Below are 25706 nucleotides of genomic sequence, written 5' to 3'. Positions count from 1 at the left end.
CGACTGAAGGTGTGCGCGATGAAAGTTGCTATCGTTACGGCAGGAGGTAGCGGCATGGGCGCCGCGGCCGCGCGGCGTCTGGCGCAAGACGGTTACAAGATCGCGATCCTTTCGTCCTCCGGGAAGGGCGAAGCGATCGCGAACGAGCTTGGCGGGATCGGGGTCACCGGCTCCAATCAATCGAACGACGATCTGAAACGGCTCGTGGATAGCGTCGTCGCGAAGTGGGGTCGCGTCGACGTGCTTGTGAACAGCGCGGGACACGGCCCTCGCGACAAGATCCTCAAGATCACCGACGAGCAATGGCTGAAGGGCATGGACACGTACCTGCTGAATGTGATCCGGCCGACGCGCATCGTGGCACCGATCATGGTCCAGCAACGTGGCGGCGCCATCATCAACATCTCGACCGCGTGGGCCTTCGAGCCAAGCTCGATGTTTCCCACATCCGCCGTCTTCAGGGCCGGGCTGGCAGCATTCACAAAAATCTTCGCGGAGGAGTACGCGGCTGACAATGTGCGGATGAACAACGTGCTTCCCGGTTGGATCGACAGCTTGCCGGCTACCGAGGAGCGCCGATCATCCGTGCCGATGCAGCGATACGGTACGAGCGAGGAAATAGCCGCCACGATCGCCTTCCTTGCATCCGAGGGGGCGGCCTACATGACTGGCCAAAACCTGCGGGTCGACGGAGGCCTGACACGCTCGGTCTGACAAAGCGCGTCCACTCCGACGCGTGAACACTTCGGAGGAGAAATCCGTTGCGTCCAAACCCGATAAAACCACGGCTTGCGGCCGGCGGCTGCGCGTTCGGAACGATGACGTTCGAATTCTTCACGCCCGGCTACCCTTCGATCTGCCGCGAGGCCGGCGCCGAATTCATCCTCTACGACATGGAGCACTCCGGAGTCGGCTTCGAAACAATGAAGGCGCAGTTCGCATTCTGCCGCGGGCTCGACCTGGTGCCGCTGGTACGCGTTCCCTCCGGCGACTGTCATCACATCGCCCGCGCGCTCGATATCGGCGCGATGGGCATCATGGTGCCGATGGTCGAAACATCTGAGCAGGCCAGGGCGATCGTTGATTGCACGAAGTATCCGCCCGTCGGGCGTCGCGGCGCCGCGTTCAATGTCGCGGCGCATGACGACTATGCCGGCGGCGCCGAGACCGACAAGATCGCCGAGGCAAACGCGCGCACGATGGTGATCGCGCTGGTGGAGACCGCTGACGGCATCGCGAACGTCGATGCGATCGCGGCGGTCGACGGCGTCGACGTGGTCTGGCTCGGCCACTACGATCTGACGAACTTCATGGGCATCCCGGGGCAGTTCGACAACCCGAAATTCCACAGCGCTGTCGATAGACTGGTCGAAGCCTGCCGGAAACACGGCAAGACGCCGGGCTTCCTCGCCGGCGACGCGAAGTGGGCGCGCGATTTCCGCGCCAAGGGCTTTCGCATGATCGCCTACGGCGTCGATACGCTATTGATGCAGCGCGCGCTCGCCGACGGCATCAAGCTGCTGCAGGGGACGTTGAAGCCATAGCGGCAAGGCGACGTTTCAGGACGGTACGCCGCAGTTCGACGAGCTCCGCCAATTTCGGTGAACAACGGGATAAAGCAGATCAATCAATGGGTGTGTTTACCGAGGAAGTGACGATGACCTTTGAAGGACATCAGATCGCATGCAGCGCGGTCCCGGATATGGAGAAAGCCGGATCGATGATTTGGAGTTGCACATCGACGGGGAGTTGGTTGATTCAGCCTCCGGTGTGTCGCTTTACAACCGCAAGGCCTTGCTGCGCGGTGCGTTGAAAACGAGCGAGGCCAACCGCGTTGTGGAGATTTTTTCCTCCGGATTTTTCAACAAGCGATTGAACATTCACGTCGATGGCCGGCACATAGCTCGAAGCCAGGGTTGAGCTGCCGCCAGCATCCCTCATCGCGGCTGAAGGAATTTGTTGTGTCATTGCAAGATGATCAGGGCAGGCCCAGCGGCACGTGACCTCGCAGGAGGCCGGATGCGCCGCAACGATACAAGCCTTCTGCAGGTGCCGATCGATTCGGAAAGCGGTTCCCCACAGGCCTATCTACGCCTTGCGTTTTGGGCGTCGATAGGTTTTAAGCCCGGTAGCTTCATGACCGCAGCCATGAACGGGAAGCGATTGGCGCGGCCTTGCCGTGCGCCAGATCGAGTTATGCACCCAGCGTAGCGCGCGCGCTTCAACCCATTCCGAGCCCCACACAGAAAGGTAATTTTTCAATGGCCAAGATGACCAAGACTCAGTTGATCGATGCAATCGCAGAGGGAACGCAGCTCTCCAAGAATGACGTCAAGGCCGTCATCGAGCAGATGGCCACCGTCGGCTACAAGGAGCTGAATGAATCCGGTGAGTTCGTCATTCCCGGCTTCGTCAAAATGTCCGTCGTGAACAAGCCGGCGACTGAAGCCCGCAGCGGCATCAATCCGTTCACGAAAGAGCCGATGGAATTCGCGGCCAAGCCGGCCAGCAAATCGGTCAAGGCGTCGCCGCTGAAGGTTGCCAAAGACGCTGTCTAGGGATGACGAAGCGGCCGGCGTTCAGCGGAACGGCGGCCGCTACAGATCCACCACCACGTAGTCGCTCTCAACCGATACCGCGATGGTCTCCGCCACATACGGCCCCTTCACCACGTTGGTGCCCGGCTCGACATTGACGGGATAGGCTTTGACGCGGAAGCGCTTGGGGTCGCAGTAGGACTGGCCGGTGCGGATATCGAATTCCCAGCCGTGCCAGGGGCAGCGGATGATTTCGCCGAGTTTTGTATATTCGATCTCGCCGGGATCAGAGGAAGTCGCGAGTCCAATCAGCGGGCCTTCGCATAGCGCCGCGCCTTGATGCGGGCAGCGGTTCAACAGGCCGAAAAACTCGCCCTTGACGTTGAAGATCGCGATCGGCCGCTCGTCGATGGTGAGGAATTTTCGCGTGCCCGGCGGAAGTTCATCCACCGGGGCAATGACGTGTCGAGCCATATTATTTCCTACGCATGATCTTTTTCGGAAAACCGGGTCCCACCCATCGGGTCGTGGCCCGAGGGCATGCTTTTCCTGATCATGCGATCCCGTACAGCTTCTTCGCATTGTCGAGATAGAACGCCTGCTTGTTGGCGTCGCTGACGCCGGCCGGCAGCACGCGCGTCGGCTCGTCGAAATCCCAGTGCGGATAGTCGGTCGCGAACAGCAGTTTGTCCCAGCCGATCCATTCGATCACTTCGAACAGATGCTCGCGGCGTTCCGGATCTTCCATCGGCTGCGTGGTCCACCAGATGTGATCGCGGATATATTCCGACGGACGGCGCTTCAGATGCGGCACCTCGCTGCGCAGCCGGTCGAAACTCTTGTCCAGCCGCCATGAAAGCGACGGCGCCCAGCCGAAGCCGGCCTCGATCATCACCATCTTCAGTTTGGGATAGCGCTCGAACACGCCCTCGAGCACGAGGCTCGCGAGCGCGGTCTGCTGGCACTGCGAATGGCCGACCATCTCCTCGATGTAAAAGCTCGGCCAGCCGGAAGCCGTGATCGGGTTGCCGCCGAAGCCGAAGGCATGGACGCCGACGGGAAGGCCAATCTCCTGCGCCGCCTCGTAGATCGGCCAGTAGCGGCGCTGGCCGAGCGGCTCGACATTGCGGCTGAGCAGCAGCACCTGCACGAAGTTCTTGTCACCGGCGCGCCTGCGGATCTCGGCGGCGGCGGTGAGGCCGTCTTCATTGCCGACGACGATCGAACCTTTGAGACGCGAATCCTTGCTGGTCCATTTCTCGATCTGCCAGTCGTTGATCGCGGTCGCCAATGCTGCGCTAAGATCGTGGTTGCGCAGGCCCTGCCCGGTGTCGAGCGGATTGAGCACGCCGAGCGTGACATTGTAGGGGTCGAGCAGTTGCTTCTGCATGAAGGACAGCGAGGAGCCTTGTTTGCCGCCTTCCGGCGGATAGGCGTCGCGGCGCGAGGCATTCGGCTGCGCCTTCGGATAGGGCGGGCCTTCCATCATGCCCTGATAGGCGTGCTTGCCGTAGGTCTCCAGATGCGAATGCCAGCGCTTTGCCAGGAACGGATAAAGCTCGGTCCCGGTGGCGCGCGCGGGATGGATGTCGCAATCGGCGATCGCGGTCTTGACGCCAGTGGAAGCGGCCGGCTCGGCGCGAAACTGCACGTTCATGGCGTTGCCTCCTTGATCGCGGGCTGCGTGAGACGAGGATAGGTCGCGTGCGGATTATCGATCATGATCTTGCGAACAAGACCTTCCGAAATCCCCTCCGGCAGCACCTCGTCGCCGTCGAATTGCCAGTGCGGATAGTCGGTCGAGAATAGGAGCAATTCGTCCGACTGCATATGGTCGAACAGGCGATTTAACGTGGCGGGATCCGGCGGCGCGTCGACCGGCTGCAGCGAAAAGCGGATGTTGCTGCGCACAATTTCCGAGGGCGCGCGGTCGACCCAGGGCGTTTCCATCCGCACCCCGCGCCAGAACTTGTGCAGCCGCCACAGATATGACGGCAGCCAGGTGAAGCCACTTTCCAGCATCACCATCTTCAGCTTTGGATGCCGCGCGAATACGCCCTCCACGATCAGGCTGGTCAACTGGGTCTGGAACGCCTGCGCCTGCGCGACGTAATCCTCGACATGATAGGAACCCCAGCCGACCGAGGTCGGCGGGTTGTGATAGGCGGAGCCGGCGTGGATGCCGACGGCCAGCCCGAGCCGCTCGGCGGCGGCATAGATCGGCCAATAGGCGCGCTTGCCGAGCGGCATGTCGCCCATCACAAGCATCAGCACCTGTACGAAACGCGGGTCTTTGGCACAGCGCTCGATTTCGGCGACCGCTTTTTCCACGCTCTGGGTCGGGATCACGATCGAGCCGCGCAGGCGGGAATCCTTGTTGAGCCACTCTTGCACCAGCCAATCGTTCAGCGCGCGGCAGAAGGCGTCCTGCATGTCCTCGGAAAACACCATCTGCACGCCGTACAAGGGATTGCAGATGCCGTAGCTGACCTGAAACCGATCGAGCGCCTGCTTTTGCATATCGCTGAGGCTGGAGCCCGGCTTGCCCTGCGCCGGGCGCCAGTCGGGGCGCGCGCTGATCGGCGAATTGGCCGGATAGGATTGCGACACCAGATCGGTCATGCCGCGCGTCGTCACCTGGTCGCGCCAGTAGTCGTTCATATACGGCAGCAGGCTGGTCAGATGGGGCACCGCGGGATGCAGGTCGCAATCCACGCCGCCTGCGATCGGTGACGTCATGACGTTTCCTCGGGCATGTTTCCTCGTGCGCGCCCGCGGTCTCACGGCATCTTGTTAGCCGCGCCGCTTGGTTCTTTGGCCGCATTCAAGCAGGCTGGCCGGTGCGCCGCAACTCGGCAAACGCTAGCCCCCTGTGCTAGGAAAACATGGGTCGGCCCTTAGGAGATTTTGATGATTCGGACTGGAAGCACGGCGGTTGCCATCACCCTTTTGCTGGCTGGCGCGGTCTTTGCTGCTGGCGGCGCCTTGGCGCAGACAGCTCCCCCTGCCCCGCCTGCCGCACCCCCGCAGGTCGATTTCTCCAAGGTCGAGATCAAGACCACCGATCTCGGCGACAACGTCTACATGCTCGAGGGTCAGGGCGGGAACATCACGGTGGCGGTCGGCAAAACCGGCATCATCATGGTCGACGGCCAGTTCGCGCCGCTGCACGACAAGATCAAGGCTGCGATATCGACCATCTCGAACCTGCCGATCAAGTATCTTGTCAACACGCATTATCACGGCGACCACACCGGCGGGAATGAGGCCTTCGCCAAGGACGGCGTCACCATCGTCTCCGACGTCAACGTCAAGATTCGCCTGGCGGAGGGAACCACCAACGGCCTGACCGGCGTCAAGACACCACCGGCCGCAGCCGGCGCGCTGCCGAAGAAGACCTATGCCGGCGGGACGCTCAAGCTCCGCCTGCCCGGCCGCGTCGCCGAACTCCAGCACATCGCCCACGCCCATACCGACGGCGACACCTATGTGTGGTTCAAGACCGCCAATGTGCTGTCGACCGGCGACACCTTCACCAATGGCCGCTATCCCAACATCGACTTCGCCAATGGCGGCAACATCAAGGGCATGATCGCGGCAGCCAACGCCTATCTCAAAATGACCAACGCCAAGAGCCGCATCGTGCCGGGCCACGGCCCGATCGCCGACAAGGCAGCTCTGACCGAGTATCGCGCCATGCTGGTCACCGCGCGGGACCGCATGGCCAAGCTGGTGAAGGAAGGCAAGAGCGAAGACGACGTGCTGGCCGCCAAGCCGTTCGCCGATCTCGACACGAAATGGGCGCCGACCGAGATCGCCTCCAAGAACTTCATTCGCGTCGTCTATCATTCGCTGGCGGACAAGCCCGACAAGAAGTCGTTGCTGAAACGCATGCTGCGCCGGAGTTGAGAACAGATGAAAGAACTCGTTGGTATCGCCGAGAAGATCGCCGTCAAACTGATCGAGCGGAAACAGACGATTGCGATCGCGGAATCCTCGACCGGCGGCCTGATCTCGGCGGCGCTGCTGTCGGTGCCCGGCGCATCCGCCTATTTCCTCGGCGGCGGCGTGGTCTACACCCGCGACGCACGGCGCATCCTGATGGACATTTCCGATGAGGCGATGAAAGGCCTCCGCTCGGCGTCGGAGCCCTATGCCAAACTGCTGGCGAGCCAGGTGCGCCAGCGCTTCGCCACCGACTGGGGCCTGTCCGAGACCGGCGCCACGGGACCGACCGGCAACCGCTACGGCGACGCCGCCGGCCACAGCTGCATGGCGGTGGCGGGCCCGCAGAATGCGGTGTTCACGCTCGAGACCGGCAGCGCTGACCGGCAGGCGAACATGCAGAAGTTTGCGAGCACGGCGCTGAGCCTGTTGCTGGAGAATTTGTCGCGATAACCACCATCGTCGTCCCGGCCTTGAGCCGGGACCCATACTCCGTGTCCTTTGTTTTGAAAGACGCTGTTCGACGACTTTGCCTAGTCACTGAAGCCTGTGGTTATGGGTCCCGGCCTTCGCCGGGATATCCGCCAGGTCATGACCGCGCGCCGCTCTATCGCTGCGGTCCGGACAGGTTCACCTCCCGCTCCGCCCGGAACACGTTGCTGTGTAAATTGGCGATCCATTGCCGGCCGCTGGAGGTGACGTTGAGATAGCGGATCGCAAGCTGGATCTGCGGCGCGACGTTGGTCCAATAAAACTGCGGGAATCGATAGACGATGTCGGCGGGCGTGGCGTAGCCCAGCGTCTTGTTCATTCCGATTTCCTCGAATTCGTAAAACAGCGCATTCGACTTGCGCATGTAGTTGGGGTCGCCGAGCTGGCCGATCAGATCGGCCGCACGCAGCAGCAATCCCTCCTCCTCGTTGAGGTCATCACCGTCGTTCGGACTCGTGGCATAGGGAAAGCGGGTGTATTCGATCGCCCGGGAAATCCGGGCCGCGTCCACTTCGTCCATGGTATCGAGCCGCTCGATCACGAACAGCTTTGAACGGTCGACATGGTAGGGCGCGAGCGCCGCGTCGGACGATCCAACCGGCAGATGGATCTTGCGGCCGCTGAGATCGGCAACAAAGGCATCATCCTCGTCGCCCTGGACGACACCGCGGACATATCCGATATCGTGGGCGAGGCAGGCCATGATGAAGTTGGCGTAATCGTCGGCCGTGGTGTGGCGCGCCAGCGCGCGGCCGACCAGGATGTCGTGGCCCACCAGCGTCACCAGCATGGTGTGTTCGATGTTGTGATACAGCGCATCGCTGTTGCCGATGCACTCCAGGGCCAGCTTCGCGGCAAAAGGCAGCAGTTTCGTCAAATCGGAATGCGAGGAGCCGAACCGTCCCTCGGTTTCCCGTGACAGGAACGAACCCAGGGCTTGCGCGGTCAATTGGGGGATTGTGATCATCTCGGCACCCGCTCCCGTCTGTGGTCGCGCCGCGACGACGGCCTGCGCCGCGGCATCCCGGCTTTCCGATCGCTCACTTATCGAAACCATCCTATCACCAAACCCTGCACGACCGGCCGGGTATATCCGCCGCACCCATCGAAATGTCTGATCACCCGTGATGTGCTCGGGGAAGATACCTGCTGGTCGCGGCGACGGCTGGATCATGGCACCGCGCCTGACTATAATCCGCCGAAACCTCGGGGGATCGCAGCCATGCAACAGCCGTTCGACCGCGCCGCAGAAGACCTCGGCAACTCGATCCATTTCGAACACGTCAATGTCTTCGTGCCCGATCAGCGCCTGGCGACGTTGTTCTATGTCACCGGGCTCGGACTGACGCGCGATCCCTATCTGATGGTGTCGGACAGCAACATGTGGGTGAATGTCGGCAAGAGCCAGTTTCATCTGCCTGATGGTGAGGCGCAGGTGCTGCGCGGCCATACCGGCATCGTGATCTCCGGCCGCGACGCGCTGCTCGAACGGCTGGCGTCGGTCGCCAAAAAGCTCGAAGGCACCAAATTCGCGTATCGCGAACACAATGATTATGTCGAAGCGATCTGCCCGTGGGGCAATCGCGTGCGCTGCTATGAGCCGGACGCTGCGCGCTTCGGGCGCATCACGCTCGGCATTCCCTATGTCGAGTTCGACGTGCCGGTTGGGACAGCGAAAGCCATTTGCGGCTTCTACCCCGAGATCATGGGGATGCCGGCCGAACTAAAAAACGGCGACGGCGCCACGGCGCGCGTCAAGGTCGGCAAGGATCAATATCTGCAGTTCCGCGAGACCGACCGGAAGCAGCCGGAATTCGACGGCCACCACGTGCAGATCTACATCACCAATTTCTCGGGTCCCTACCGCAAGCTGCTGGAGCGCAATCTGGTCTCGCAGGAGGACAATCCGTACCAGTACCGCTTCAAGGACATCGTCGACCTCGACAGCGGCAAGCATCTGTTCACGGTCGAGCACGAGGTACGCAGCGCCACGCACCCGATGTTCATGCGGCCGCTGGTCAACCGCAACCCGGCGGAGACCAACCGCACCTACGCACCCGGCCACGAACAATGGGCCTGGGCGATGGGACCTGACGAATATGACCGGCGGTAACTAGCGTCGTCCCGGCGAATGCCGGGACCCACAGCCACCGAACGTTGTTGTTGCGGAAGGCGTCTGCCACCTTGCCTAACCGACAGCACAACGCGGTATGGGTCCCGGCGTTCGCCGGGACGACGGCGGTTTATTGAGCCACTACGGCAGGATTCACTCGAAAGACGACCCTATTAACGTTACATCTTAACCAATCATTAAGTATGCGTTTGCGGGCGCGAAATGCCCGACCTAGCGTACATCAGGGAGCGGCTTGGGGGAGCCGCCTGGAAACCAACGATTGGTATGTGCCATGGCTTATAGTATGCATTCGGCTCTTGTCGCGTCTCTCAGCGCAGCCGCGCTTTTGCTTGCCGCAGGCGATACATTCGCACGGTCCGGAACAGCGCCAGGTGGCGTGCGTTCGGGTCCCCCTTCGTCGGCCGTCCACGGTTTCGGACATCACCGCCGCCACAACGTCGGGACCTACTGGCCAGGAGGCGGCGGCTATTACTATTCGCCCTCGAATGGCGAGACCGTGGTCGAGGCGCCGCAGTCCACCACGCGCGATATCCGTTACACCTATACTTATGACGTGCCATGGGATTGGGCGCATCGCTATCCGCCGAACGTTGTGCCGTCCGACCGGCCCTATGTGTCGAGCTGCTCCTCGGAACCCGTCACGGTTCCCGGACGCAATGGCCAGACGACCATCAACATCACGCGGTGCTATTGATCGGCCATCAGTGTCGTCCCGGCGAAGGCCGGGACCCATAACCACGGGCTTTCGTGGTTAGGCAAAGTCGTCGAACACCGTCTCTCGCAACTACCGACACGGCGTATGGGTCCCGGCGTTCGCCGGGACGACGACGAACTACTTCTCTCTGAACGAACGCATCAGCTGATCGCTCAGCGGCTTCATCAGATACGAGAACATGGTGCGGTCGCCGGTTTGCACGAAGGCTTCCACCGGCATGCCCGGGATCAGCTTGTTGTTGGAGCCGAGGCGGGCGACTTCTTCCGGCGGCATCGAGACGCGGATCGTGTAATAGGTTTGCCCGGTCCGCTGCTCGGTGGTGACGTCGGCCGACACCCTGGTGACCTTGCCGTTCAGTTCCGGCGTGGTGTGCTGGTTGAAGGCCGATAGCCGCAGCAATGTCTTCTGGCCGATCTGCAGCTTGTCGATGTCCTGCGGATTGACCTTGGCCTCGACCGAGAGATCCTCGGCCTGCGGCACGATCATCATGATGGCGTCGCCGGCCGTGATCACGCCGCCGACGGTATGCACCGTCGATTGCAGCACCATGCCGGCCTGCGGCGCCCGGATGTCGATGCGGCGGAGCTGATCTTCCGCGGTGACCTTGCGCTCGACGAACTCGCCGATCTTGTCGTTGGTCTCGCGCAAATCCTTGGAAACCTCGCTGACCAGCTCCTTGTCGATCTGGATGATCTGCAGCTCGGTCTCGGTGATCTTGCCCTTGGCCTGCGCGCGCGAGGCGATGTACTGCGCGCGCTCGCCCGACAGGCGGGCGGAATCGCGCTCCAGCGTGGTCAGGCGCGAAATCTGGATCAGCCGCTGGTCGTAGAGCTGGCGGACGCCGACCAGTTCCTTTTCGACCAGTGCGATTTCCTTGTCCTTGGCTTTCTCCTGCGCCGAGAGGCCCTCGATTTCCTCATTGAGTTGCATGACCCGCTCGCGCAGCTGGGCCTTTTGCCCGGCGCGGCCGTGGACACGAACCTCGAACAATTTGGTTTCGCTCGCCATGACGTCCCTGACGTCGGGATCGTCGGCGCGATCGGCCAGCATCGGGGGGAACTTGATCTTGTCGGTGCCGCGCTGTTCGGCCTCCAGCCGGGCTGCGCGCGCCAACAATCCGTTGAGGGTTTTGACGACGATCGCCAGGCTCGCCTTGACCACGGTCTCGTCGAGACGAACCACGACATCACCGGCCTTGACGGTATCGCCGTCGCGCACCCGCACTTCGCCGACCACGCCACCGGTCGGGTGCTGCACCTTCTTGACGTTGGAATCGACCACTACCGATCCCGGCGCGATCAGCGCGCCCGAGATCGGCACCGTCGAGGCCCATCCGCCGAATCCGCCCACCAGCACCAGCATCAGCGCCAGGCCGACCACCAGATGCGACCGTATCGAACGGCGTGCGCCTTTCAACTCCTCGCTCATGATTTGGCTCCCGGGGCAACGATCTTGATCGGTGCGGGCGGCGGCGGGACGGCGCGCTGCAGCACCTGGCCGAGAACGGTTTCCTTCGGCCCGAACGCCTGCATGCGGCCGTCCTTCAGCACCAGCAATTGGTCCACCGCCTCGATGCCGATCGGCCGGTGCGCCACCACGATCACGATGGCGCCGCGCTCGCGCGCGCCGCGAACCGCACGGGTCAGCGCCTCGTCGCCCTCGGTGTCGAGGTTGGAGTTGGGCTCGTCGAGCACGATCAGGAAGGGATGGCCAAACAGCGCACGCGCCAGCCCGACGCGCTGCGCCTGCCCGGCCGACAACGCGGTTCCCTGCTCGCCAATCTGGGTGTCATAGCCCTCGCGCATCTTGATGATCATGTCGTGCACGCCGGCCTCCTTGGCCGCGGTGATGATCGCATCCGATTTGGCGTCGGGATCGAAACGGGAAATATTCTGGGCGATCGAGCCGGCGAACAATTCGACGTCCTGCGGCAGATAGCCGACGTGACGGCCGATCACGTCTGACGACCATTGGTCGAGCGCGGCGCCATCGAGCCGCACCTTGCCGCGCACCGGCACCCAGACGCCGACCAGTGCGCGGATCAGCGACGACTTGCCCGATCCGCTGGGCCCGATCACGCCGACGCCGGTGCCGGCCTCGACCGCGAAAGTGACATCCTGGACGATGACCCGCTGATCGCCGGGAGGCACGATGGTGACGCCCTCGACCGACAAGCGCTTGGTGGGACTTTGCAGCAAGGTCTGGGTGTTCTGCGCCGGGATCTGTTCAAGCAGTTTGTTGAGGCGATGCCAGCTCTGGCGCGCCGCGACAAAGCCCTTCCAGTGCGCGATCGCCAGATCGACCGGCGCCAGCGCCCGCGCGCTCAGGATCGAGCCTGCGATGATGATACCGCCGGACGCCTCCTGATGGATCACCAGATAGGCGCCGACCGCCAGCACCGCCGATTGCAGCATCATGCGCAGCACCTTGGCGATAGCGCCGAGGCCGCCCGCGACGTCGCTGGCACGCTGATTGCTGGCCAGATAGGTCTCGTTGGCTTCGGTCCAGCGCTTGGTCAGCCGCCCGGCCATGCCCATCGCGACCAGCACTTCGGCGTTGCGCCGGCTGGTTGCCGCCAGATCGTTGCGCCGCGCCGCCAGCGTCATGGCGTCCTTGGCCGGCTGGCGCGACATCACTTCGGTGATCACGGTGAGGATCACCAGGATGATGGCGCCGATCAGTGCGGTCAGACCCAGCAGCCAGTGGAATGCGAAACAGATCGCGAGGTAGAACGGCAGCCAGGGCAGATCGAAAAACGCGCCCGGCCCCTGGCTGCCGAGAAAGGAGCGCACGTTATCAAGGTCGCGCAGCGGTTGCAGACCTTCATTGCGGGCGCCCACCATCAGCGGCAGGCGCACGATGGTATCGAACACGCGGGCATTGATGGCTTCATCGAGCGCGGTGCCGATGCGGCCGAGAATCCGGCCCCGGATCAGGTCGAGGCCACCCTGGGCGACGTAGAGTCCGCCGGCGAGCACGACCAGGCCGATCAGGGTCGGCACGCTCCGGCTCGGAATCACGCGGTCATAGACCTCCAGCATGAAAATCGAGCCGGTCAGATACAGCAGATTGATCATGCAGCTCATGACGCCGACGCCGATAAACGCGTTGCGACAGGCGCGCAGCGCAATACCGAGTTCGGACTGCCGGACACCGGGAGCAGCTGCCATCAATTCTTGTCTCTTCAAAAGGGATTAGCTAACAGGCTGGTTCTACCGATGTTTGTGGCCAGCGTCTATTTAAGTCACGTTAACCTGAATGCGTTTCATGCCCCGCAGGCGGCCGAACGTCTGGGCGAAACACCGGGAAATCAGCCGAATGACGGGGCAAACAGCTCCGGGGTGGGTTTTTCGCCGCTCCGCCCGGACCTGCTGATAACCGGGCGCGGTCCTGCGGATCGTGGCAGCTGCCCCGCCCCCGGCCTGCACCGGCAGGTATCGGCGGAGCTTTGATACCGAAGGCCTCGAGCCACACGAGCGCTTCGACCGCTACCTTCGGCCGCGCACCGCCCGCACTACCAGCAGCAATATCACGGCGCCGATTACCGCATTGATGATCTCCCTGATCACGCCGGTGCCGATGTGAATGCCGAGCTTGGGCAACAGAAGGTTTGCAACCAGCGCGCCGGCGATGCCGACGAGAATGTCGCCGATCAGCCCAAAACCGGTGCCGCGCACGATCTTGCCGGCCAGCCAGCCGGCGACGAGCCCGATAAACAGGATGACCAAAATGCCCTGGTTGGAAATGTGCACCTGAAAATTCCCCGCTTCGCGCGCGTGATCCGACGCCGCGGTTTTAGACTACCGGCAATTGCCTGATGTGACGACCTGAATCTGCCCGGCACGCCGCCGGCGGTGAAACTTTCGATCGCAATCCGCGTTATCCGGCAATGACGCAACCTGATATTTGGTATGTAACTTTTGGGCCGGACCGGACCGACGAGAGTGCGACGAGCATGGTCCGTTCGACCCGCAAATTTAAATCGGAAGTCGACGCCAAGCTGTTCGCGATGCAGATTCTGGCGAAGGGCTGGTCTGCGAGCGCAGGCACGCTCAATCCACACCAGCCCAAGCAGGTCGTGGGGCCCGCGCAGATCGAACAATGGGCAGATCCGGGGTTGGGTGGATAGCGCGTTTTCGTCATGCCCGGCCTTGTGCCGGGCATCCACGTCTTCCTTTCGCAAATGAAGCGAAGACGTGGATGGCCGGGACAAGCCCGGCCATGACGACGCTTCATATGCTGGAGCTTCTCAGCTCGCGGCGGCTGCGGCCTGTTCGGCCAGGACGCAGCGTGCGATTCGATCCGGCGCGACCTGCACATTCGGCGGCAATTGCTCGGTACAGCGCGGCTGTGCCACACTGCAGCGCGGTGCGAACGAGCAGTTCACCGGCGCCTTGTCGAGCGATGGCGGCGTGCCCGGGATGGTCTCCAGCCGCTGGCCGCGCTTGGCGCCGTGGGTGGTCGATGCCAGGAGCCCGCGCGCATAGGGATGCATCGGCGTCCGCACGATGTCGCGCAGCTTGCCCTGCTCGACGATCTGGCCGGCATACATCACAGCAACGCGGTCGCAGATCTCGATGGCCACGCCGATGTCGTGGGTCACGAAAATCACCGACATGCCGAACTCGCGCTGCAACTCGCGCAGCAGCAGCAGGATCTGGATCTGCACGGTGGCGTCGAGCGCCGTGGTCGGCTCGTCGGCGAGCAGGATCTTCGGTTTGCAGGCCAGTGCCAGCGCGATCATCGCGCGCTGCCGCATGCCGCCGCTCATTTCGTGCGGATAGGCATCGAGGCGGCGCTTGGCGGAGGGAATGCGGACGACTTCGAGCATTTCCAGCGCCCGCGCTGTGCCCTCCTTCTCGCTCTTGCCCTCATGGCGCATCACGGATTCGGAAATCTGCCGGCCGATGGTGTAGACCGGGTCAAGCGCCAGCGCCGGCTCCTGGAAGATCATCGACACGGTCTGGCCGCGAAACTTCGACAATTCCTCGTCATCAAGCGCCAGCACGTCGCGGCCGAGAACATTCACGCTGCCCGAAATCTGCGTTCGCTTCTTCGGCAACAGCCGCATCAGCGCCCGCAACGTCACGCTCTTGCCCGAGCCGGATTCACCGAGCAGGCCGAGCACCTCGCCCTCGCCGAGCGAGAGCGAGATGTCGTTGACGGCGTGCACGGTGCGCTCGCCGGTGAAACGAATGCTGAGATCACGGATTTCGACGAGGTTGGTCATGCCGGTTTGGGTACCTGTTTATGATAGTCCGTGGCGCGCTGGAACGCCGCGCCGATCCGCAGCAGCATGGCCTCGTCGAAGGAGCGGCCGATCAATTGCAGGCCGACCGGCAAACCGCTCTTGGTGAAGCCCGAGGGAATCGAAAGCGAGGGCAGGCCGAGGTAGTTGACCGGGCGGGTAAATTTCGTGATCCGCTGGATCACGGCCTCGGCGTCGCGGCTGTTGCCGACATCGCTCTCGGCGATGGTCGCCGCCGGCATCGGCGCGACCGGCGCAATCACCGCATCGGTGCCGGTGACCGCCGCGAGATACGCCGCCAGCGCCGGGCCGCGCCAGCGCATCGCTTCCAGATACGACACCGCCGGGATCGCAAGGCCGTTCTGCAGCCGCATCAGGACCTGGGCGCCGTAATCCTGCGGCCGCTCGATCATCCACCTTTTGTGGAACGCGGCGGCTTCGGTTGCGAGCACCAATTGGCAGGCGGCTGTGAGCTGGCGCTGGTCGGGCAATTCGACCGAGACGATCTCGGCGCCCTCTTTCTTCAACGTCGCGATCGTCTCATCGAGCACGCGCGCCACTTCGGCATCGAGGTCGTCGACATAGAACGCGGTCGGCACGCCGATCCTGAGGCCTTTGAGCGAGCCCTTGGTGGCCGCCATATAGTCCGGCACCGGCAGCGTGGAAGCGGTGAGATCATCGGGATCGGCGCCCGCCATCAATCCGAGCAGCAGCGCGCAATCTTCCGCGCTCTGCGCCAGCGGGCCGACGGTATCGAGCGATTGCGACAGCGGCATCGCCCCGGCACGGCTGACGCGACCGACCGTCGTCTTCAACCCGGTGACGCCGCAGAAATGCGCGGGCATCCGGATCGAGCCGCCGGTGTCCGATCCCAGCGCCGCAAAGGTCAGCCGTGCGGCGACCGCCGAGCCCGAGCCTGACGACGAGCCGCCCGTGATGTGATCGACATTCCAGGGATTGCGCACCGCGCCGTAATGCGGGTTGTGGCCGGTCGGCCCGTAGGCGAACTCGACCATCTGCAGCGAGCCGAGCCTGACGGTACCGGCATCCTTCAGGCGCTGCAGCGCGGTCGAATTCGTGGTGGCGACGAAGTCGCGGCGAATCTTCGAGCCGCAGGTGACCACCTTGCCGGCCTCGTAATACATGTCCTTGTGCGCCAGCGGCACGCCATGCAGCACGCCGTGCGCATTGCCTTTGGCAAGCGCGGCATCGGCGGCGTCGGCTGCCGCCAGCGCCTCCTCCGCCTCGATCGCCATGAAGGCGTTGAGCCGTGGCTGCCATTGCGCGATGCGGTCGAGACAGGATTTTGTCACCTCGCGCGACGAAACGTCTTTGGTGGCGATCGCCTTGGCGACCGACACCAGCGACATCAGGGCCGGTTCGGTGCTCATTTCGACACCTTCACGTTCTGCGCCAGAAGAAAGCTCGCGGGCTCCAGATCGAACGGCAGGGTGCCGGCGACCGGCGCAAAGCCTTCGAACGCCGGCCCGATGGAATTGGCGATCCGCTCGGCGACGTCGGCACTCGCCGGCACGCCCGCGACATCGGTCATGACCTTGACCTCTTTTGGACTGGGTTTTGTCATTTGCGGATTTGCTCCCTTATGCGTTTTTCTTGGTCGTTTCTTTGGCCGGTGCGCGGCTGTGTCCTGATCCCGGAATGGCCATGTAACACGCCGCCTGGTGCCCCATTGTATCGAGGTCGCTGAGTTTTGGCGTCGCATTTGCGCAGAGCGGCTCCGCATATGGACAACGGGTGTGAAACCGGCAGCCGGGCGGCGGATCGATCGGATTGGGCGGATCGCCCGAGATCGGCGGCGTCTGGGTGCGGTTATCAGGATCCGCCGAAGGCATCGCCGCCAGCAGCGCCTGCGTGTAGGGATGCGCCGGTTCATCCCAGACCTTGTCGACGGGGCCGAGCTCGACGACCTCGCCGAGATACATCACCAGCACGCGATCACTGATGTAGCGCACCACGTTGAGATCGTGGCTGATGAAGAGGTAGGTGAGGCCGAACTCGCGCTTGAGGTCGGCCAGCAGGTTGAGCACCTGGGCTTCGACCGACTTGTCGAGCGCCGACACGGCTTCGTCCAAAATCACCAGTCGCGGCGACAGCGCCAGCGCACGCGCGATGTTGACGCGCTGGCGCTGGCCGCCGGAAATCTCGTGCGGATAGCGATTTGCAAAAGTCTCGGGCCGCAAGCCCACCTTGCCCAATAGTTCGCGCGCCAGCGTGCGCGCGGCGGCATCCGCCATGCCGTGCACCTTGGGGCCGAACGCGATCGAATCCTCGATGGTGAGGCGCGGGTTGAGCGAGGCGTAGCTGTCCTGAAACACCATCTGCATGCCGCGGCGCAAATCGCGCAGCGACAATGCGCGGCCGACCTGCATGCCGTCATAGATGATGTCGCCGGCGTCGGATTTCATCAGGTGCATCAGAAGCCGCGCGGTGGTCGACTTGCCGCAGCCGGATTCGCCGACGATCCCGACGGTTTCACCCTTGGCGATCGAAAACGAGACGTCGTCGACGGCCCGGACCGTCTTGCGCGCGCTGAACAGATCGCCGCGCACCGGGAAATGCTTGGTCAGGCCATTGACCTGCAGCAGCGGCTGCGCGGCGCCGCCGACATCCTCGATCTTTTCCAGCGGTTCTACCGATGGGCTGGTTTCGGTCATCGCGTCAGTTCCTGATGTCCATGGCGCTGCGCATGCCGTCGCTGAGCAAATTGAAACAGATCGACACCGCAAAGATCATGGCGCCGGGCAACGCCGCGACCCACGGATTGACATAGATCGCGGTGCGCAGGGTGTTGAGCATCAACCCCCATTCCGGCTCCGGCGGCTTTGTACCCAGACCGAGGAACGACAGGCCGGCGGCGAGGATCATCGACACCGAGATCAGGCCGGTGGCGTAGACGAAGATCGGGCCCAGCACGTTGCCGAGCATGTGCACGCGCATGATGGTGAAGGGCCCGGCGCCGGAGGCACGCGCGGCCTCGACAAAATCCATGTTGCGCACGCCGGTCGTGACGCTCTCGGCGACGCGGGTGATCTGCGGCACGAACACGATGGTCAGCGAGACGATGGAGTTGACGATACCCGCCCCGAGCGCGCCCGAAATCGCGATCGCCAGCAGCACCGAGGGAAATGCGTAGAACACGTCGATGGTGCGCATGATCGCAGTGTTGAGCTTGCCGCCGACATAGCCGGCGACAAGGCCAAGCGATGTGCCAATCATGAAGGCGAGGATCACGGGCAGAATGCCGATGAGCAGCGACAGTCGGCCGCCATAGACCAGCCGTGCCAGCATGTCGCGGCCGAGCTCATCGGTGCCGAGCGGATAGTTCGGCGTGCCGATATGACGAAGCCGGCGGATCATCGAGCCCTGATAGGGATCGGCGAGGCCCAGCCATGGCGCCAGCAGCGCGGACAGGAAGATCAGCACCAGAATGAAGGCGCAGACCATGCTGACCTTGTCGCGCCGGATGCGGCGGCCGACGGTGGCCCAATAGCCCCGCGCCTGGGTGGCCGGTGCCGCCTGCAGGGCGGTATCTGTGATCGCGCTCATGCTAGCTCCGCTTGATGCGCGGATCGATCGACGCTTGCGCGATATCGACCAGGAGGTTGAGGGCCACGAAGAACAACGCCAGCACCAGGATCGTCCCTTGCAGCAGCGGCAAATCGCGCTGGAAGATCGCCGAGTTCAGCAGCAGTCCCGAGCCCGGCCACGAAAACACGGTTTCGATCAGGATCGAGCCGCCGAGCATATAGCCGAGCTGAAGGCCCATCACCGCGAGCGCGGTCGGCGCGGCGTTCTTGATGACATGGCGGAACACGTCGGTCTCGCGCAGGCCTTTTGCGCGCAGCGCCTCGACGAAGTCCTGGCTCAATATGTCGCCGGTCAAGGCCCGCACCGTGCGGGTGACGATGCCCATTGGAATGACGGAGGTCGTGATCGCGGGCAGGATCAGGTATTTCATGTGCTCCCAATCCCAGCCCCAGGCGCCGGAGCCGCCGGGACCGGCGCCGACCGCAGGCAGCCAGTTGAGCTGCACCGAGAAAATGATGACCAGCACCATCCCGAGCCAGTAATGCGGCACGGAGACGCCGGCGATCGCGATCGAGGTCGCGACCTTGTCGATCCAGGTGTCGCGGAAATAGCCGGCGATCAGGCCGAAAAACAAACCCAGGGTAAAGCCGATCGACGCGGCGGCAATCGCCAGCGTCACGGTGTTGCCGACCGCGCGCAGCACCTCTGACAGCACCGGACGGCCCGTCGCAATCGAATTGCCGAGATCACCATGCAGCGCGCGCCACAGCCAGAGCCCGAACTGGACCGGCAGCGGGCGGTCGAAGCCATAGGCGGTGCGCAATTGCGCCGCGAGTTCCTGGCTGGCGTCCGCCGGCAGCACCGCCACCAGGGGATCGCCCGGCGTGATGTGGACCAAGAGGAAGCACACCAGCGCCACGCTGGCCACGATCGGGATCACATAGACGATACGGCGGGCGATATAGACGAGCACAGAGATTACCTTCTTCTTCCCTTCTCCCCTTGTGGGAGAAGGTGCCTTCGATGCAGAGCATCGAAGGCGGATGAGGGGTCTGCATCCGCGGAGACAGACCCCTCACCCGTCTCGAATGAGCTTCGCCCATTCGATCCACCCTCTCCCACAAGGGGAGAGGGGAAGCGAGCGAGCGGCGGCTGCGCCTTACGGCGCGATCGTCACCGGCGAGAAGTCGACGAACCAGCTCTTCGGCTGCACAAAACCCTTCACCTTCGGGCTCATGGCGCGCGGAGACACGTCATGGGCGACATAGAGGAAGGCGGCATCGTCGACCGAGGCGGCGTGCAGTTCGGCCAGCGCCGCATCGCGCGCGGCAGGGTCGAAGGTCTGGCGTGCCTTGGTCACCAGCTCATCGAACTTGGGATTGTTGATGAAACCCCAATTGTTCGAGACCGGCGGCGCCATGCCTGACTGCAGGAAGCGCACCAGCGCGAAGAACGGATCCATCGCCGCATAGGTCACGTTGGTGGCGTGGGCACCGTTGGCGGACGCGTCCTTGGCGCCGCGGCGCCAGTTGGTGAACAGCGTATTCCATTCGATGACGTCGAGCTGGACGTCGAAGTAGCATTCAGCCAGCGCCTGCTGCAGATATTCGTTCATCGGCAGCGGTTGCATCTGGCCGGAGCCGGACGCCGAGGTCTGGGTCTTGACCGCCAGCTTCTTCGACGGACCGTAACCGGCCTCCTGCATCAGCTTTTGCGCCGCCTTCAGGTCATACTTGATCTCGAAGGTCGGCTTGCCGCGCCAGGGATGACCGGCCTCGAACGTGCCGGTCGCCGGCACCATCAGGCCGGCGAGCAGGCCCTCCTTGAGGCCTTCGCGATCGATGCACAAATTGGCGGCCTTGCGAACGCGGATGTCGTTCCAGGGCGAACCCTCGATGCGGGAGAACTGCCACGGCCAGACATGCGGCGATTCGTTGGCCTGCAGCGCAAAGCCGCGTGCCTTGATTTCCTTGACCGCATCGGGCGCGGGGGCCTCGACCCAGTCGACCTGTCCGGAGAGCAACGCCGCGGTGCGGGCATTGGCTTCCGGCATCGGCAGCAGCACCATCTTGTCGACCTTGGGCACGCGCGCCTTGTCCCAATAGCCGTCGTTCTTCACGAGTTCGAGCCGCTCGCGCGGCGTGAACTTCGACATCTTCCAGGGGCCGGTGCCCGAAGCCTCGCGGGCGAATGCCGCCCAGGCGGCCTGCGATTTGGCCTTGGCGTCGGCGCCTTCAGCCTTGTCGTAAAACGCCTGCCACTTGGTCGGGCTCGCCATGAACAGATTGGTCAGGTTGATCGGCAGGAAGCTGTCGGGCTCCTTGGTGGTCAATTCCACCGTCAGATCGTCGATTTTCTTCGCGGAGGCCAGCGTCGGCATGCGCGAGGCTGTCACGCCGACCTGGCTGGCGTCGAACTGCGGCGCATCCTGCTTCAGCACCTTCTCGACATTCCAGACCACGGCGTCGGCATTGAACGGCGAGCCGTCGTGGAAAGTGACGCCGGGACGCAGCTTGAAGGTCCACTTCTTCTTGTCGGCCTCATCGACCTTCCATTCGGTCGAGAGCCCCGGGATCATCACGCTCGCCTTGCTGGCCGAGGACAGGTCCCACATGGTCAGCGCGTCATACATCGTGAGGCCGGTGAAGCGATTGCCCTCAAAACCCTGGTCCGGCTGACCCAGCGTGCGCGGAATATCGGCAGCCGTCATGCCAATGCGCAGCACGGTTTCAGCGCTGGCGGCCAGCGGCAGGCCGACCACTATCGCCGTCGCCAGCATCCACGCCGTGGCGGTTTTCTTGAATGTCTCGTTACGCATCTGCAGCAATCCCTTCCTCTACTTCAGGTGACTATTTCTTATGCAAAGTTATGCAACGCCTGTGCCAGAAGAGATAGTTCTTCGCAAAATAGCCATGTGACATATGGTTTCTTCCCGTTCCGCACGAAGAAAAGCCAGTGCTGCCTATTCTGGCATCAAGCTTGCAAGTTGGCATCAGGTATTCCGCATACCGCCAACGGAGCTTAGTTCATGCGCACCCGCAATTCGATGCTACTCGTCGCCGCTGTGGCGCTCGCCATCGGCGCCCTGCCGGCCACGCCGACACAGGCCGAATCCGTGGTGCGCTACGGTATTTCGATGGCCGATATCCCCCTGACCATGGGTCAGCCGGACCGCGGCGCCGGCGCCTACCAGTTCAGCGCCTACACGATCTACGATCCGCTGGTAGCCTGGGAAATGGACGTGGCTGACCGGCCCGGCAAGCTGGTGCCGGGGCTCGCGACTGATTGGAAGGTCGACGACAAGGACAAGACCAAATGGCGCTTCAGCCTGCGCAAGGATGTCAAATTCCATGACGGCAGCGCCTTCAATGCCGACGCGGTGATCTGGAATCTCGACAAGGTGCTGAACGAAAAGGCACCGCAGTTCGACAAGCGCCAGAGCGCGCAGGTGAAAACCCGCCTGCCCTCGGTCGCCAGCTACGCCAAGATCGACGACGACACTATCGAGATCACCACCAAGGCGGTGGATTCGTTCTTCCCCTACCAGATGCTCTGGTTCCTGGTCTCGAGCCCCGCGCAATATGAAAAGCTCGGCAAGGACTGGGACAAGTTCGCCAGCCAGCCCTCCGGCACCGGGCCGTTCAAACTGACGAAGCTGGTGCCGCGCGAACTCGCCGAGCTCACCAAGAATGCGGATTACTGGAACAAGAAGCGGATTCCGAAGGCCGACAAGATCGTCCTGATTCCGATGCCGGAAGCGTTGACGCGCACCAATGCGCTGCTCGCCGGCCAGGTCGATCTGATCGAAACGCCGGCACCCGATGCGGTGCCGCAGCTGAAATCCGCCGGGATGCGCATCGTCGACAACATCACGCCGCATGTCTGGAATTATCATCTCAGCGTGCTGCCGGGCTCGCCCTGGACCGACATCCGCCTGCGCAAGGCGCTCAACCTTGCGATCGACCGTGAAGGCGTCGTCGGCCTGATGAACGGCCTGGCAAAGCCCGCCAAGGGTCAGGTCGATCCGTCGAGTCCGTGGTTCGGCAAGCCGAGCTTCGAGCTCAAGCATGATGTGGCGGCGGCCAAGAAACTGGTCGAGGAAGCCGGCTACTCCAGGCAGAAGCCGCTCAAGGCCACCTTCATCATCGCGCAGGGCGGCACCGGACAGATGCTGTCGCTGCCGATGAACGAATTCATGCAGCAGAGCTTCAAGGAAATCGGCATCGAGATCGATTTCAAGGTGGTCGAGCTCGAGACGCTATATACGCACTGGCGCAAGGGTGCGGCCGACGAGATGAACGCCGGCATCACCTCCAACAACATCGCCTATGTCACCTCGGATCCGCTCTACGCCATCGTGCGCTTCTTCCACTCCGGCCAGATCGCGCCTGTCGGCGTCAACTGGGGTGGCTACAAGTCTGCGAAGGTCGACGCGCTGATCGACGAAGCCAAGCGGACCTTCGATGCCGCCAAGCAGGACGAGCTGCTGGCGCAGGCCCACGCCCAGATCGTCGACGACGCCGTGCTGGTGTGGGTGGTGCACGACACCAACCCGCACGCACTGTCGCCGAAGGTGAAGAAGTTCGTGCAGGCGCAGCACTGGTTTCAGGATTTGACGACGATCGGGCTGGAGTAGGGTAGTTGTCGTCCCGGCGAAGGCCGGGACCCATAACCACAGCCGTTCGTTGTTACGCACAAGTCGTCGAACATCGCGCTTCAAAGGATGGGCCGCGGCGTATGGGTCCCGGCTCAAGGCCGGGACGACACAAGCTACTTCGTCAGCAGCGCAAACGCGCCGTTCCAGTCTTCCGGCGGCGGGGCTTCCAGGAAGTTGCGGATTCGCGCCTCGTACAGATTGAACAACAGCTCGAGTGAACGCACCTCGTCGGTGTGGCGGCCGCGCTCGATCGCGGCCAGCGCGCCTTGCCAGTCGCGGCCGCGATAGCAGGCCAGCATCTCGATGGTCAGGTTGCGCAAGCGCTGGAAACGGCCGGACTGCGCGGTGTCCTCCCGCCCGGCGATGGCGTAGATCACCTCGGGTTCCTTCTTCCCCTTCACCATGATGAAGTCGAGCTCGAGGATCGCGAACTTGTCCTTGACCGCGAGCGCGGTTTTCGAGCCGACGATGATCGGGAAGCCGTATTCCTTGGACTGGCCCTCCAGCCGTGAGGCCAGATTGACGCTGTCGCCGAACACCGAATAGTCGAACCGCATGTCCGATCCCATGTTGCCGACCACGCAGGTTCCGGTATTGAGTCCGACGCCGACATTGAGCGGAATGAACGGACGGCCCTCTTCCTCGGCTTCCTCCATCCGCTCCTGATTGAGTTCGTCGACACGCTCCAGCATATCGAGCGCCGCCTCGCAGGCGTTGAGCTGGTGATCCTTGTCGTCGAGCGGCGCGTTCCAGAACGCCATGATGGCGTCGCCCATATATTTGTCGATGGTGCCCTTGCGGTGGAGGATGGCGTTGGTCAGCGGCGTCAGGAAGCGGTTCATCAGCGCGGTGAGGCCCTGCGGGTCCCGCTTGTAGGTCTCCGAGATCGAGGTGAAGCCGCGCATGTCGGAGAACATGATGGTCATCTCGCGCTCCTCGCCGCCGAGCACGAGCTTTTCCGGCGACTGCGCCAGCTGGGCGACCAGCGCGGGCGACATGTACTGGGAGAACGCGTTGCGGATCTGTTTGCGCTGCTTCTGCTCCCGGACGAAACTCGAGAAGATCAGCGTGAGATAGATCGACGTCGTCGATATCAAGGGATAGGTGAAATCGATCAGCAGCCGGTGCAGCGAATAGAAATACCAGGACGTTCCGATCAGCGCGGTGGCGAACGCCGCACCGAGGGCGACCAGCGTGACCGGTCCGAACAAGGGCGCGAACGCGATCACCAATATTCCGAACAAAACCGCGGTGGCGAATTCGATCGAGATGCCGTAGATCGGCTGCGAGATCACCTCCCCGGTCAGCGCGCTCTCGAGCACCTGGGCGTGGATCTCCACGCCGGGCATGGCGCGCGACACCGGCGTGGTCTTGATATCGTTGAGGCCGACGGCCGAGGTGCCGATCAATACCAGCTTGCCGGCGATCTTCTCCGGCGCAACGGTCTTTTCCAGCACGTTGACCGCCGGGACATAGAGCGACGCATCGTGCCGGGCGTAATGGACCCAAAGCTGGCCATTGCCGTCGGTCGGCAGCTGAAAGCCCTTGATGCCGAGACTCTTGATGCCGCCCTTTTCGGCCTTGATCAGGATCGTGCCCGAACCGGTAGCGACGCGCAGCATCTCAAAGCTCAGCGAGGGCATGGTCTGGCCCTGCGCCTGCATGATCATCGGCACCCGCCGCACGATGCCGTCGCGTTCAGGCCGGATGGTGAACAGCCCGCGTCCGGCCGCTGCGTGCTCCAGGACCTTGGTGTTGCGCAGCAGGCCGGGGAATTCGAACATGAAGCGTTGCGGCTCCTCGCCGAGCATCGCAAGCCCGGTCACCGGAAGCGTCTTGTCGAGCACACCCAGTTCTTCCGTCAAACCCGATTCACCGAGCACCACGCGCGAGGCACGGATGGCGTCGGCGAAAACCTGGTCGTTGCTCGGCAGCGAACGCAGCCGGCTGCGGGTTTCCTCGTCGAGATTACGGTAGGTATCGGCGACGAATTCCGGGTTGAGCCGGTCGGGCTCCGGAAACACCACGTCGAAGGCAATCACGGCGGCGCCGAGATTGGTCAGCTCTGTTACCAGATCCGCAAGCCGCGTCCGCGGCCACGGCCATTGTCCAAGCTTTTCCAGGCTCTTGTCGTCGATATCGACGATGGTGACCGGACGTGCGGTCTTCTTGCGCGGGTCGACGCGCTGGAAGGCGTCGAAGGTTCGAACGCGGATCTCCTCGACCGGAGCCGGGTCCCACACGCGCAGCGCGGCAATCCCGATCAGCAGGGCAACGCAGGCCAGCCGGGCATAGCCAAAGCGCCGCTTGAACCACCGCCAGAATATTCTCAGCCGCTTCATGTTGCTTCGGTATCACGGTCAGGCGGATTGTTCCAACGGGTTGCGACCCGCGCCGCGCCGGTATTGCGCCCAGGGCGTTTCCCAGCG

The 25706-nt window shown here is 63.1% G+C and carries 25 protein-coding genes; 10 read left to right on the top strand and 15 right to left on the bottom strand.

Translation table 11 applies throughout. The features are described from left to right. Positions 1-9 precede the first annotated feature (9 nt). The 4 genes from JQ641_RS29290 (at position 10) to JQ641_RS29275 (ending at position 2558) form a co-directional block, all read left to right on the top strand. Positions 10-714 carry an SDR family oxidoreductase gene (locus JQ641_RS29290; RefSeq protein ID WP_211999339.1) on the top strand — a complete coding sequence of 235 codons (705 nt, stop codon included), beginning with the start codon at positions 10-12 and terminating at the stop codon, positions 712-714. Between the two features lie 47 nt (positions 715-761). Continuing rightward, the gene (locus tag JQ641_RS29285) at positions 762-1544 is read left to right on the top strand and encodes an HpcH/HpaI aldolase family protein (protein WP_211999338.1); all 783 of its coding nucleotides are present in this window, start codon (positions 762-764) and stop codon (positions 1542-1544) included. A gap of 139 nt (positions 1545-1683) precedes the next feature. Next, positions 1684-1920 carry a hypothetical protein gene (locus JQ641_RS29280; RefSeq protein ID WP_211999337.1) on the top strand — a complete coding sequence of 79 codons (237 nt, stop codon included), beginning with the start codon at positions 1684-1686 and terminating at the stop codon, positions 1918-1920. A gap of 341 nt (positions 1921-2261) precedes the next feature. Further along, positions 2262-2558, top strand: a complete 297-nt coding sequence (locus JQ641_RS29275) for an HU family DNA-binding protein (protein WP_192737043.1) — start codon at positions 2262-2264, stop codon at positions 2556-2558. Between the two features lie 39 nt (positions 2559-2597). On the opposite strand, the gene JQ641_RS29270 is transcribed toward JQ641_RS29275, so the two are convergent. From JQ641_RS29270 to JQ641_RS29260, 3 genes are all read right to left on the bottom strand, one after another. Next, positions 2598-3011 carry a Rieske (2Fe-2S) protein gene (locus tag JQ641_RS29270; RefSeq protein WP_211999336.1) on the bottom strand — a complete coding sequence of 138 codons (414 nt, stop codon included), beginning with the start codon at positions 3009-3011 and terminating at the stop codon, positions 2598-2600. A 79-nt stretch (positions 3012-3090) separates the two neighbouring features. Beyond that, the gene (locus JQ641_RS29265) at positions 3091-4194 is read right to left on the bottom strand and encodes an amidohydrolase family protein (protein WP_211999335.1); all 1104 of its coding nucleotides are present in this window, start codon (positions 4192-4194) and stop codon (positions 3091-3093) included. Then, entirely contained in the window at positions 4191-5276 is a 1086-nt protein-coding gene (locus tag JQ641_RS29260; RefSeq protein WP_211999334.1) for an amidohydrolase family protein, read from the bottom strand. Before JQ641_RS29260 ends, JQ641_RS29265 begins: the two co-directional genes overlap by 4 nt. 171 nt (positions 5277-5447) lie before the next feature. On the opposite strand from JQ641_RS29260, the gene JQ641_RS29255 reads away from it, so the two are divergent. Both JQ641_RS29255 and JQ641_RS29250 read left to right on the top strand, forming a co-directional pair. Then, the gene (locus JQ641_RS29255; protein ID WP_211999333.1) at positions 5448-6446 is read left to right on the top strand and encodes an MBL fold metallo-hydrolase; all 999 of its coding nucleotides are present in this window, start codon (positions 5448-5450) and stop codon (positions 6444-6446) included. 6 nt (positions 6447-6452) lie between these two features. Then, a complete protein-coding gene (locus JQ641_RS29250; protein ID WP_211999332.1) occupies positions 6453-6935 on the top strand; it encodes a CinA family protein in 483 nt (160 codons plus the stop codon). A gap of 154 nt (positions 6936-7089) precedes the next feature. On the opposite strand, the gene JQ641_RS29245 is transcribed toward JQ641_RS29250, so the two are convergent. Continuing rightward, complete coding sequence (locus JQ641_RS29245) at positions 7090-7941, bottom strand: metal-dependent phosphohydrolase (RefSeq protein ID WP_211999331.1); 852 nt, start codon at positions 7939-7941, stop codon at positions 7090-7092. A gap of 255 nt (positions 7942-8196) precedes the next feature. Here JQ641_RS29245 and JQ641_RS29240 point away from each other — a divergent pair, with 255 nt between their 5' ends. Further along, the gene (locus tag JQ641_RS29240) at positions 8197-9087 is read left to right on the top strand and encodes a VOC family protein (protein WP_211999330.1); all 891 of its coding nucleotides are present in this window, start codon (positions 8197-8199) and stop codon (positions 9085-9087) included. A 397-nt stretch (positions 9088-9484) separates the two neighbouring features. Then, on the top strand, positions 9485-9802 hold the full coding sequence (locus tag JQ641_RS29235) for a hypothetical protein (protein WP_349628642.1): 318 nt from the start codon (positions 9485-9487) through the stop codon (positions 9800-9802). 138 nt (positions 9803-9940) lie between these two features. Here the strand turns inward: JQ641_RS29235 and JQ641_RS29230 are convergent, their stop codons facing one another. From JQ641_RS29230 to JQ641_RS29220, 3 genes are all read right to left on the bottom strand, one after another. Further along, positions 9941-11251, bottom strand: coding sequence for an HlyD family type I secretion periplasmic adaptor subunit (locus tag JQ641_RS29230; protein ID WP_211999328.1), 1311 nt, complete (start codon positions 11249-11251; stop codon positions 9941-9943). Further along, on the bottom strand, positions 11248-12993 hold the full coding sequence (locus JQ641_RS29225; RefSeq protein ID WP_211999327.1) for a type I secretion system permease/ATPase: 1746 nt from the start codon (positions 12991-12993) through the stop codon (positions 11248-11250). The genes JQ641_RS29230 and JQ641_RS29225 overlap by 4 nt, the downstream gene beginning before the upstream one ends. 318 nt (positions 12994-13311) lie before the next feature. Then, the gene (locus tag JQ641_RS29220; protein ID WP_211999326.1) at positions 13312-13575 is read right to left on the bottom strand and encodes a GlsB/YeaQ/YmgE family stress response membrane protein; all 264 of its coding nucleotides are present in this window, start codon (positions 13573-13575) and stop codon (positions 13312-13314) included. A 203-nt stretch (positions 13576-13778) separates the two neighbouring features. Between JQ641_RS29220 and JQ641_RS29215 the strand changes: the two genes are divergently transcribed. Next, positions 13779-13952 carry a hypothetical protein gene (locus JQ641_RS29215; RefSeq protein WP_211999325.1) on the top strand — a complete coding sequence of 58 codons (174 nt, stop codon included), beginning with the start codon at positions 13779-13781 and terminating at the stop codon, positions 13950-13952. A gap of 120 nt (positions 13953-14072) precedes the next feature. Here the strand turns inward: JQ641_RS29215 and JQ641_RS29210 are convergent, their stop codons facing one another. From JQ641_RS29210 to JQ641_RS29180, 7 genes are all read right to left on the bottom strand, one after another. Continuing rightward, on the bottom strand, positions 14073-15053 hold the full coding sequence (locus JQ641_RS29210) for an ABC transporter ATP-binding protein (protein ID WP_211999324.1): 981 nt from the start codon (positions 15051-15053) through the stop codon (positions 14073-14075). After that, positions 15050-16462 carry an amidase gene (locus JQ641_RS29205; protein WP_211999323.1) on the bottom strand — a complete coding sequence of 471 codons (1413 nt, stop codon included), beginning with the start codon at positions 16460-16462 and terminating at the stop codon, positions 15050-15052. Before JQ641_RS29205 ends, JQ641_RS29210 begins: the two co-directional genes overlap by 4 nt. After that, positions 16459-16656 (bottom strand): hypothetical protein, encoded by a 198-nt coding sequence (locus tag JQ641_RS29200; protein WP_211999322.1) that lies wholly within the window; start codon positions 16654-16656, stop codon positions 16459-16461. The genes JQ641_RS29205 and JQ641_RS29200 overlap by 4 nt, the downstream gene beginning before the upstream one ends. Positions 16657-16672: 16 nt before the next feature. Beyond that, entirely contained in the window at positions 16673-17746 is a 1074-nt protein-coding gene (locus tag JQ641_RS29195; RefSeq protein ID WP_211999321.1) for an ABC transporter ATP-binding protein, read from the bottom strand. Between the two features lie 4 nt (positions 17747-17750). Next, positions 17751-18638 carry an ABC transporter permease gene (locus tag JQ641_RS29190; RefSeq protein WP_211999320.1) on the bottom strand — a complete coding sequence of 296 codons (888 nt, stop codon included), beginning with the start codon at positions 18636-18638 and terminating at the stop codon, positions 17751-17753. A 1-nt stretch (position 18639) separates the two neighbouring features. Then, the gene (locus JQ641_RS29185; RefSeq protein ID WP_192737023.1) at positions 18640-19593 is read right to left on the bottom strand and encodes an ABC transporter permease; all 954 of its coding nucleotides are present in this window, start codon (positions 19591-19593) and stop codon (positions 18640-18642) included. Positions 19594-19779: 186 nt separating this feature from the next. After that, entirely contained in the window at positions 19780-21399 is a 1620-nt protein-coding gene (locus JQ641_RS29180; protein WP_249150825.1) for an ABC transporter substrate-binding protein, read from the bottom strand. 249 nt (positions 21400-21648) lie between these two features. Between JQ641_RS29180 and JQ641_RS29175 the strand changes: the two genes are divergently transcribed. Continuing rightward, positions 21649-23256 (top strand): ABC transporter substrate-binding protein, encoded by a 1608-nt coding sequence (locus JQ641_RS29175; RefSeq protein WP_211999318.1) that lies wholly within the window; start codon positions 21649-21651, stop codon positions 23254-23256. Positions 23257-23390: 134 nt separating this feature from the next. Here the strand turns inward: JQ641_RS29175 and JQ641_RS29170 are convergent, their stop codons facing one another. Beyond that, the gene (locus tag JQ641_RS29170) at positions 23391-25619 is read right to left on the bottom strand and encodes a CHASE2 domain-containing protein (protein ID WP_211999317.1); all 2229 of its coding nucleotides are present in this window, start codon (positions 25617-25619) and stop codon (positions 23391-23393) included. Between the last annotated feature and the right edge of the window lie 87 nt (positions 25620-25706).

The sequence above is a fragment of the Bradyrhizobium sp. JYMT SZCCT0180 genome, assembly GCF_018130165.1.
Classification (GTDB): Bacteria; Pseudomonadota; Alphaproteobacteria; order Rhizobiales; family Xanthobacteraceae; genus Bradyrhizobium.
The sequence above is the reverse complement of the archived record's forward strand: the minus strand, read 5'-3'. Positions and strand labels throughout refer to the sequence as shown.

Excerpts from the sequence above, each read along its gene's own strand:
- JQ641_RS29210 (WP_211999324.1), bottom strand. The coding sequence starts at position 15,053 with ATGACCAACCTCGTCGAAATCCGTGATCTCAGCATTCGTTTCACCGGC.
- JQ641_RS29280 (WP_211999337.1), top strand. The coding sequence starts at position 1,684 with ATGCAGCGCGGTCCCGGATATGGAGAAAGCCGGATCGATGATTTGGAG.
- JQ641_RS29175 (WP_211999318.1), top strand. The coding sequence starts at position 21,649 with ATGCGCACCCGCAATTCGATGCTACTCGTCGCCGCTGTGGCGCTCGCC.
- JQ641_RS29170 (WP_211999317.1), bottom strand. The coding sequence starts at position 25,619 with ATGAAGCGGCTGAGAATATTCTGGCGGTGGTTCAAGCGGCGCTTTGGC.
- JQ641_RS29230 (WP_211999328.1), bottom strand. The coding sequence starts at position 11,251 with ATGAGCGAGGAGTTGAAAGGCGCACGCCGTTCGATACGGTCGCATCTG.
- JQ641_RS29275 (WP_192737043.1), top strand. The coding sequence starts at position 2,262 with ATGGCCAAGATGACCAAGACTCAGTTGATCGATGCAATCGCAGAGGGA.
- JQ641_RS29270 (WP_211999336.1), bottom strand. The coding sequence starts at position 3,011 with ATGGCTCGACACGTCATTGCCCCGGTGGATGAACTTCCGCCGGGCACG.
- JQ641_RS29260 (WP_211999334.1), bottom strand. The coding sequence starts at position 5,276 with ATGACGTCACCGATCGCAGGCGGCGTGGATTGCGACCTGCATCCCGCG.
- JQ641_RS29250 (WP_211999332.1), top strand. The coding sequence starts at position 6,453 with ATGAAAGAACTCGTTGGTATCGCCGAGAAGATCGCCGTCAAACTGATC.
- JQ641_RS29240 (WP_211999330.1), top strand. The coding sequence starts at position 8,197 with ATGCAACAGCCGTTCGACCGCGCCGCAGAAGACCTCGGCAACTCGATC.
- JQ641_RS29225 (WP_211999327.1), bottom strand. The coding sequence starts at position 12,993 with ATGGCAGCTGCTCCCGGTGTCCGGCAGTCCGAACTCGGTATTGCGCTG.
- JQ641_RS29190 (WP_211999320.1), bottom strand. The coding sequence starts at position 18,638 with ATGAGCGCGATCACAGATACCGCCCTGCAGGCGGCACCGGCCACCCAG.
- JQ641_RS29195 (WP_211999321.1), bottom strand. The coding sequence starts at position 17,746 with ATGACCGAAACCAGCCCATCGGTAGAACCGCTGGAAAAGATCGAGGAT.
- JQ641_RS29200 (WP_211999322.1), bottom strand. The coding sequence starts at position 16,656 with ATGACAAAACCCAGTCCAAAAGAGGTCAAGGTCATGACCGATGTCGCG.
- JQ641_RS29245 (WP_211999331.1), bottom strand. The coding sequence starts at position 7,941 with ATGATCACAATCCCCCAATTGACCGCGCAAGCCCTGGGTTCGTTCCTG.
- JQ641_RS29180 (WP_249150825.1), bottom strand. The coding sequence starts at position 21,399 with ATGCTGGCGACGGCGATAGTGGTCGGCCTGCCGCTGGCCGCCAGCGCT.
- JQ641_RS29205 (WP_211999323.1), bottom strand. The coding sequence starts at position 16,462 with ATGAGCACCGAACCGGCCCTGATGTCGCTGGTGTCGGTCGCCAAGGCG.
- JQ641_RS29265 (WP_211999335.1), bottom strand. The coding sequence starts at position 4,194 with ATGAACGTGCAGTTTCGCGCCGAGCCGGCCGCTTCCACTGGCGTCAAG.
- JQ641_RS29215 (WP_211999325.1), top strand. The coding sequence starts at position 13,779 with ATGGTCCGTTCGACCCGCAAATTTAAATCGGAAGTCGACGCCAAGCTG.
- JQ641_RS29255 (WP_211999333.1), top strand. The coding sequence starts at position 5,448 with ATGATTCGGACTGGAAGCACGGCGGTTGCCATCACCCTTTTGCTGGCT.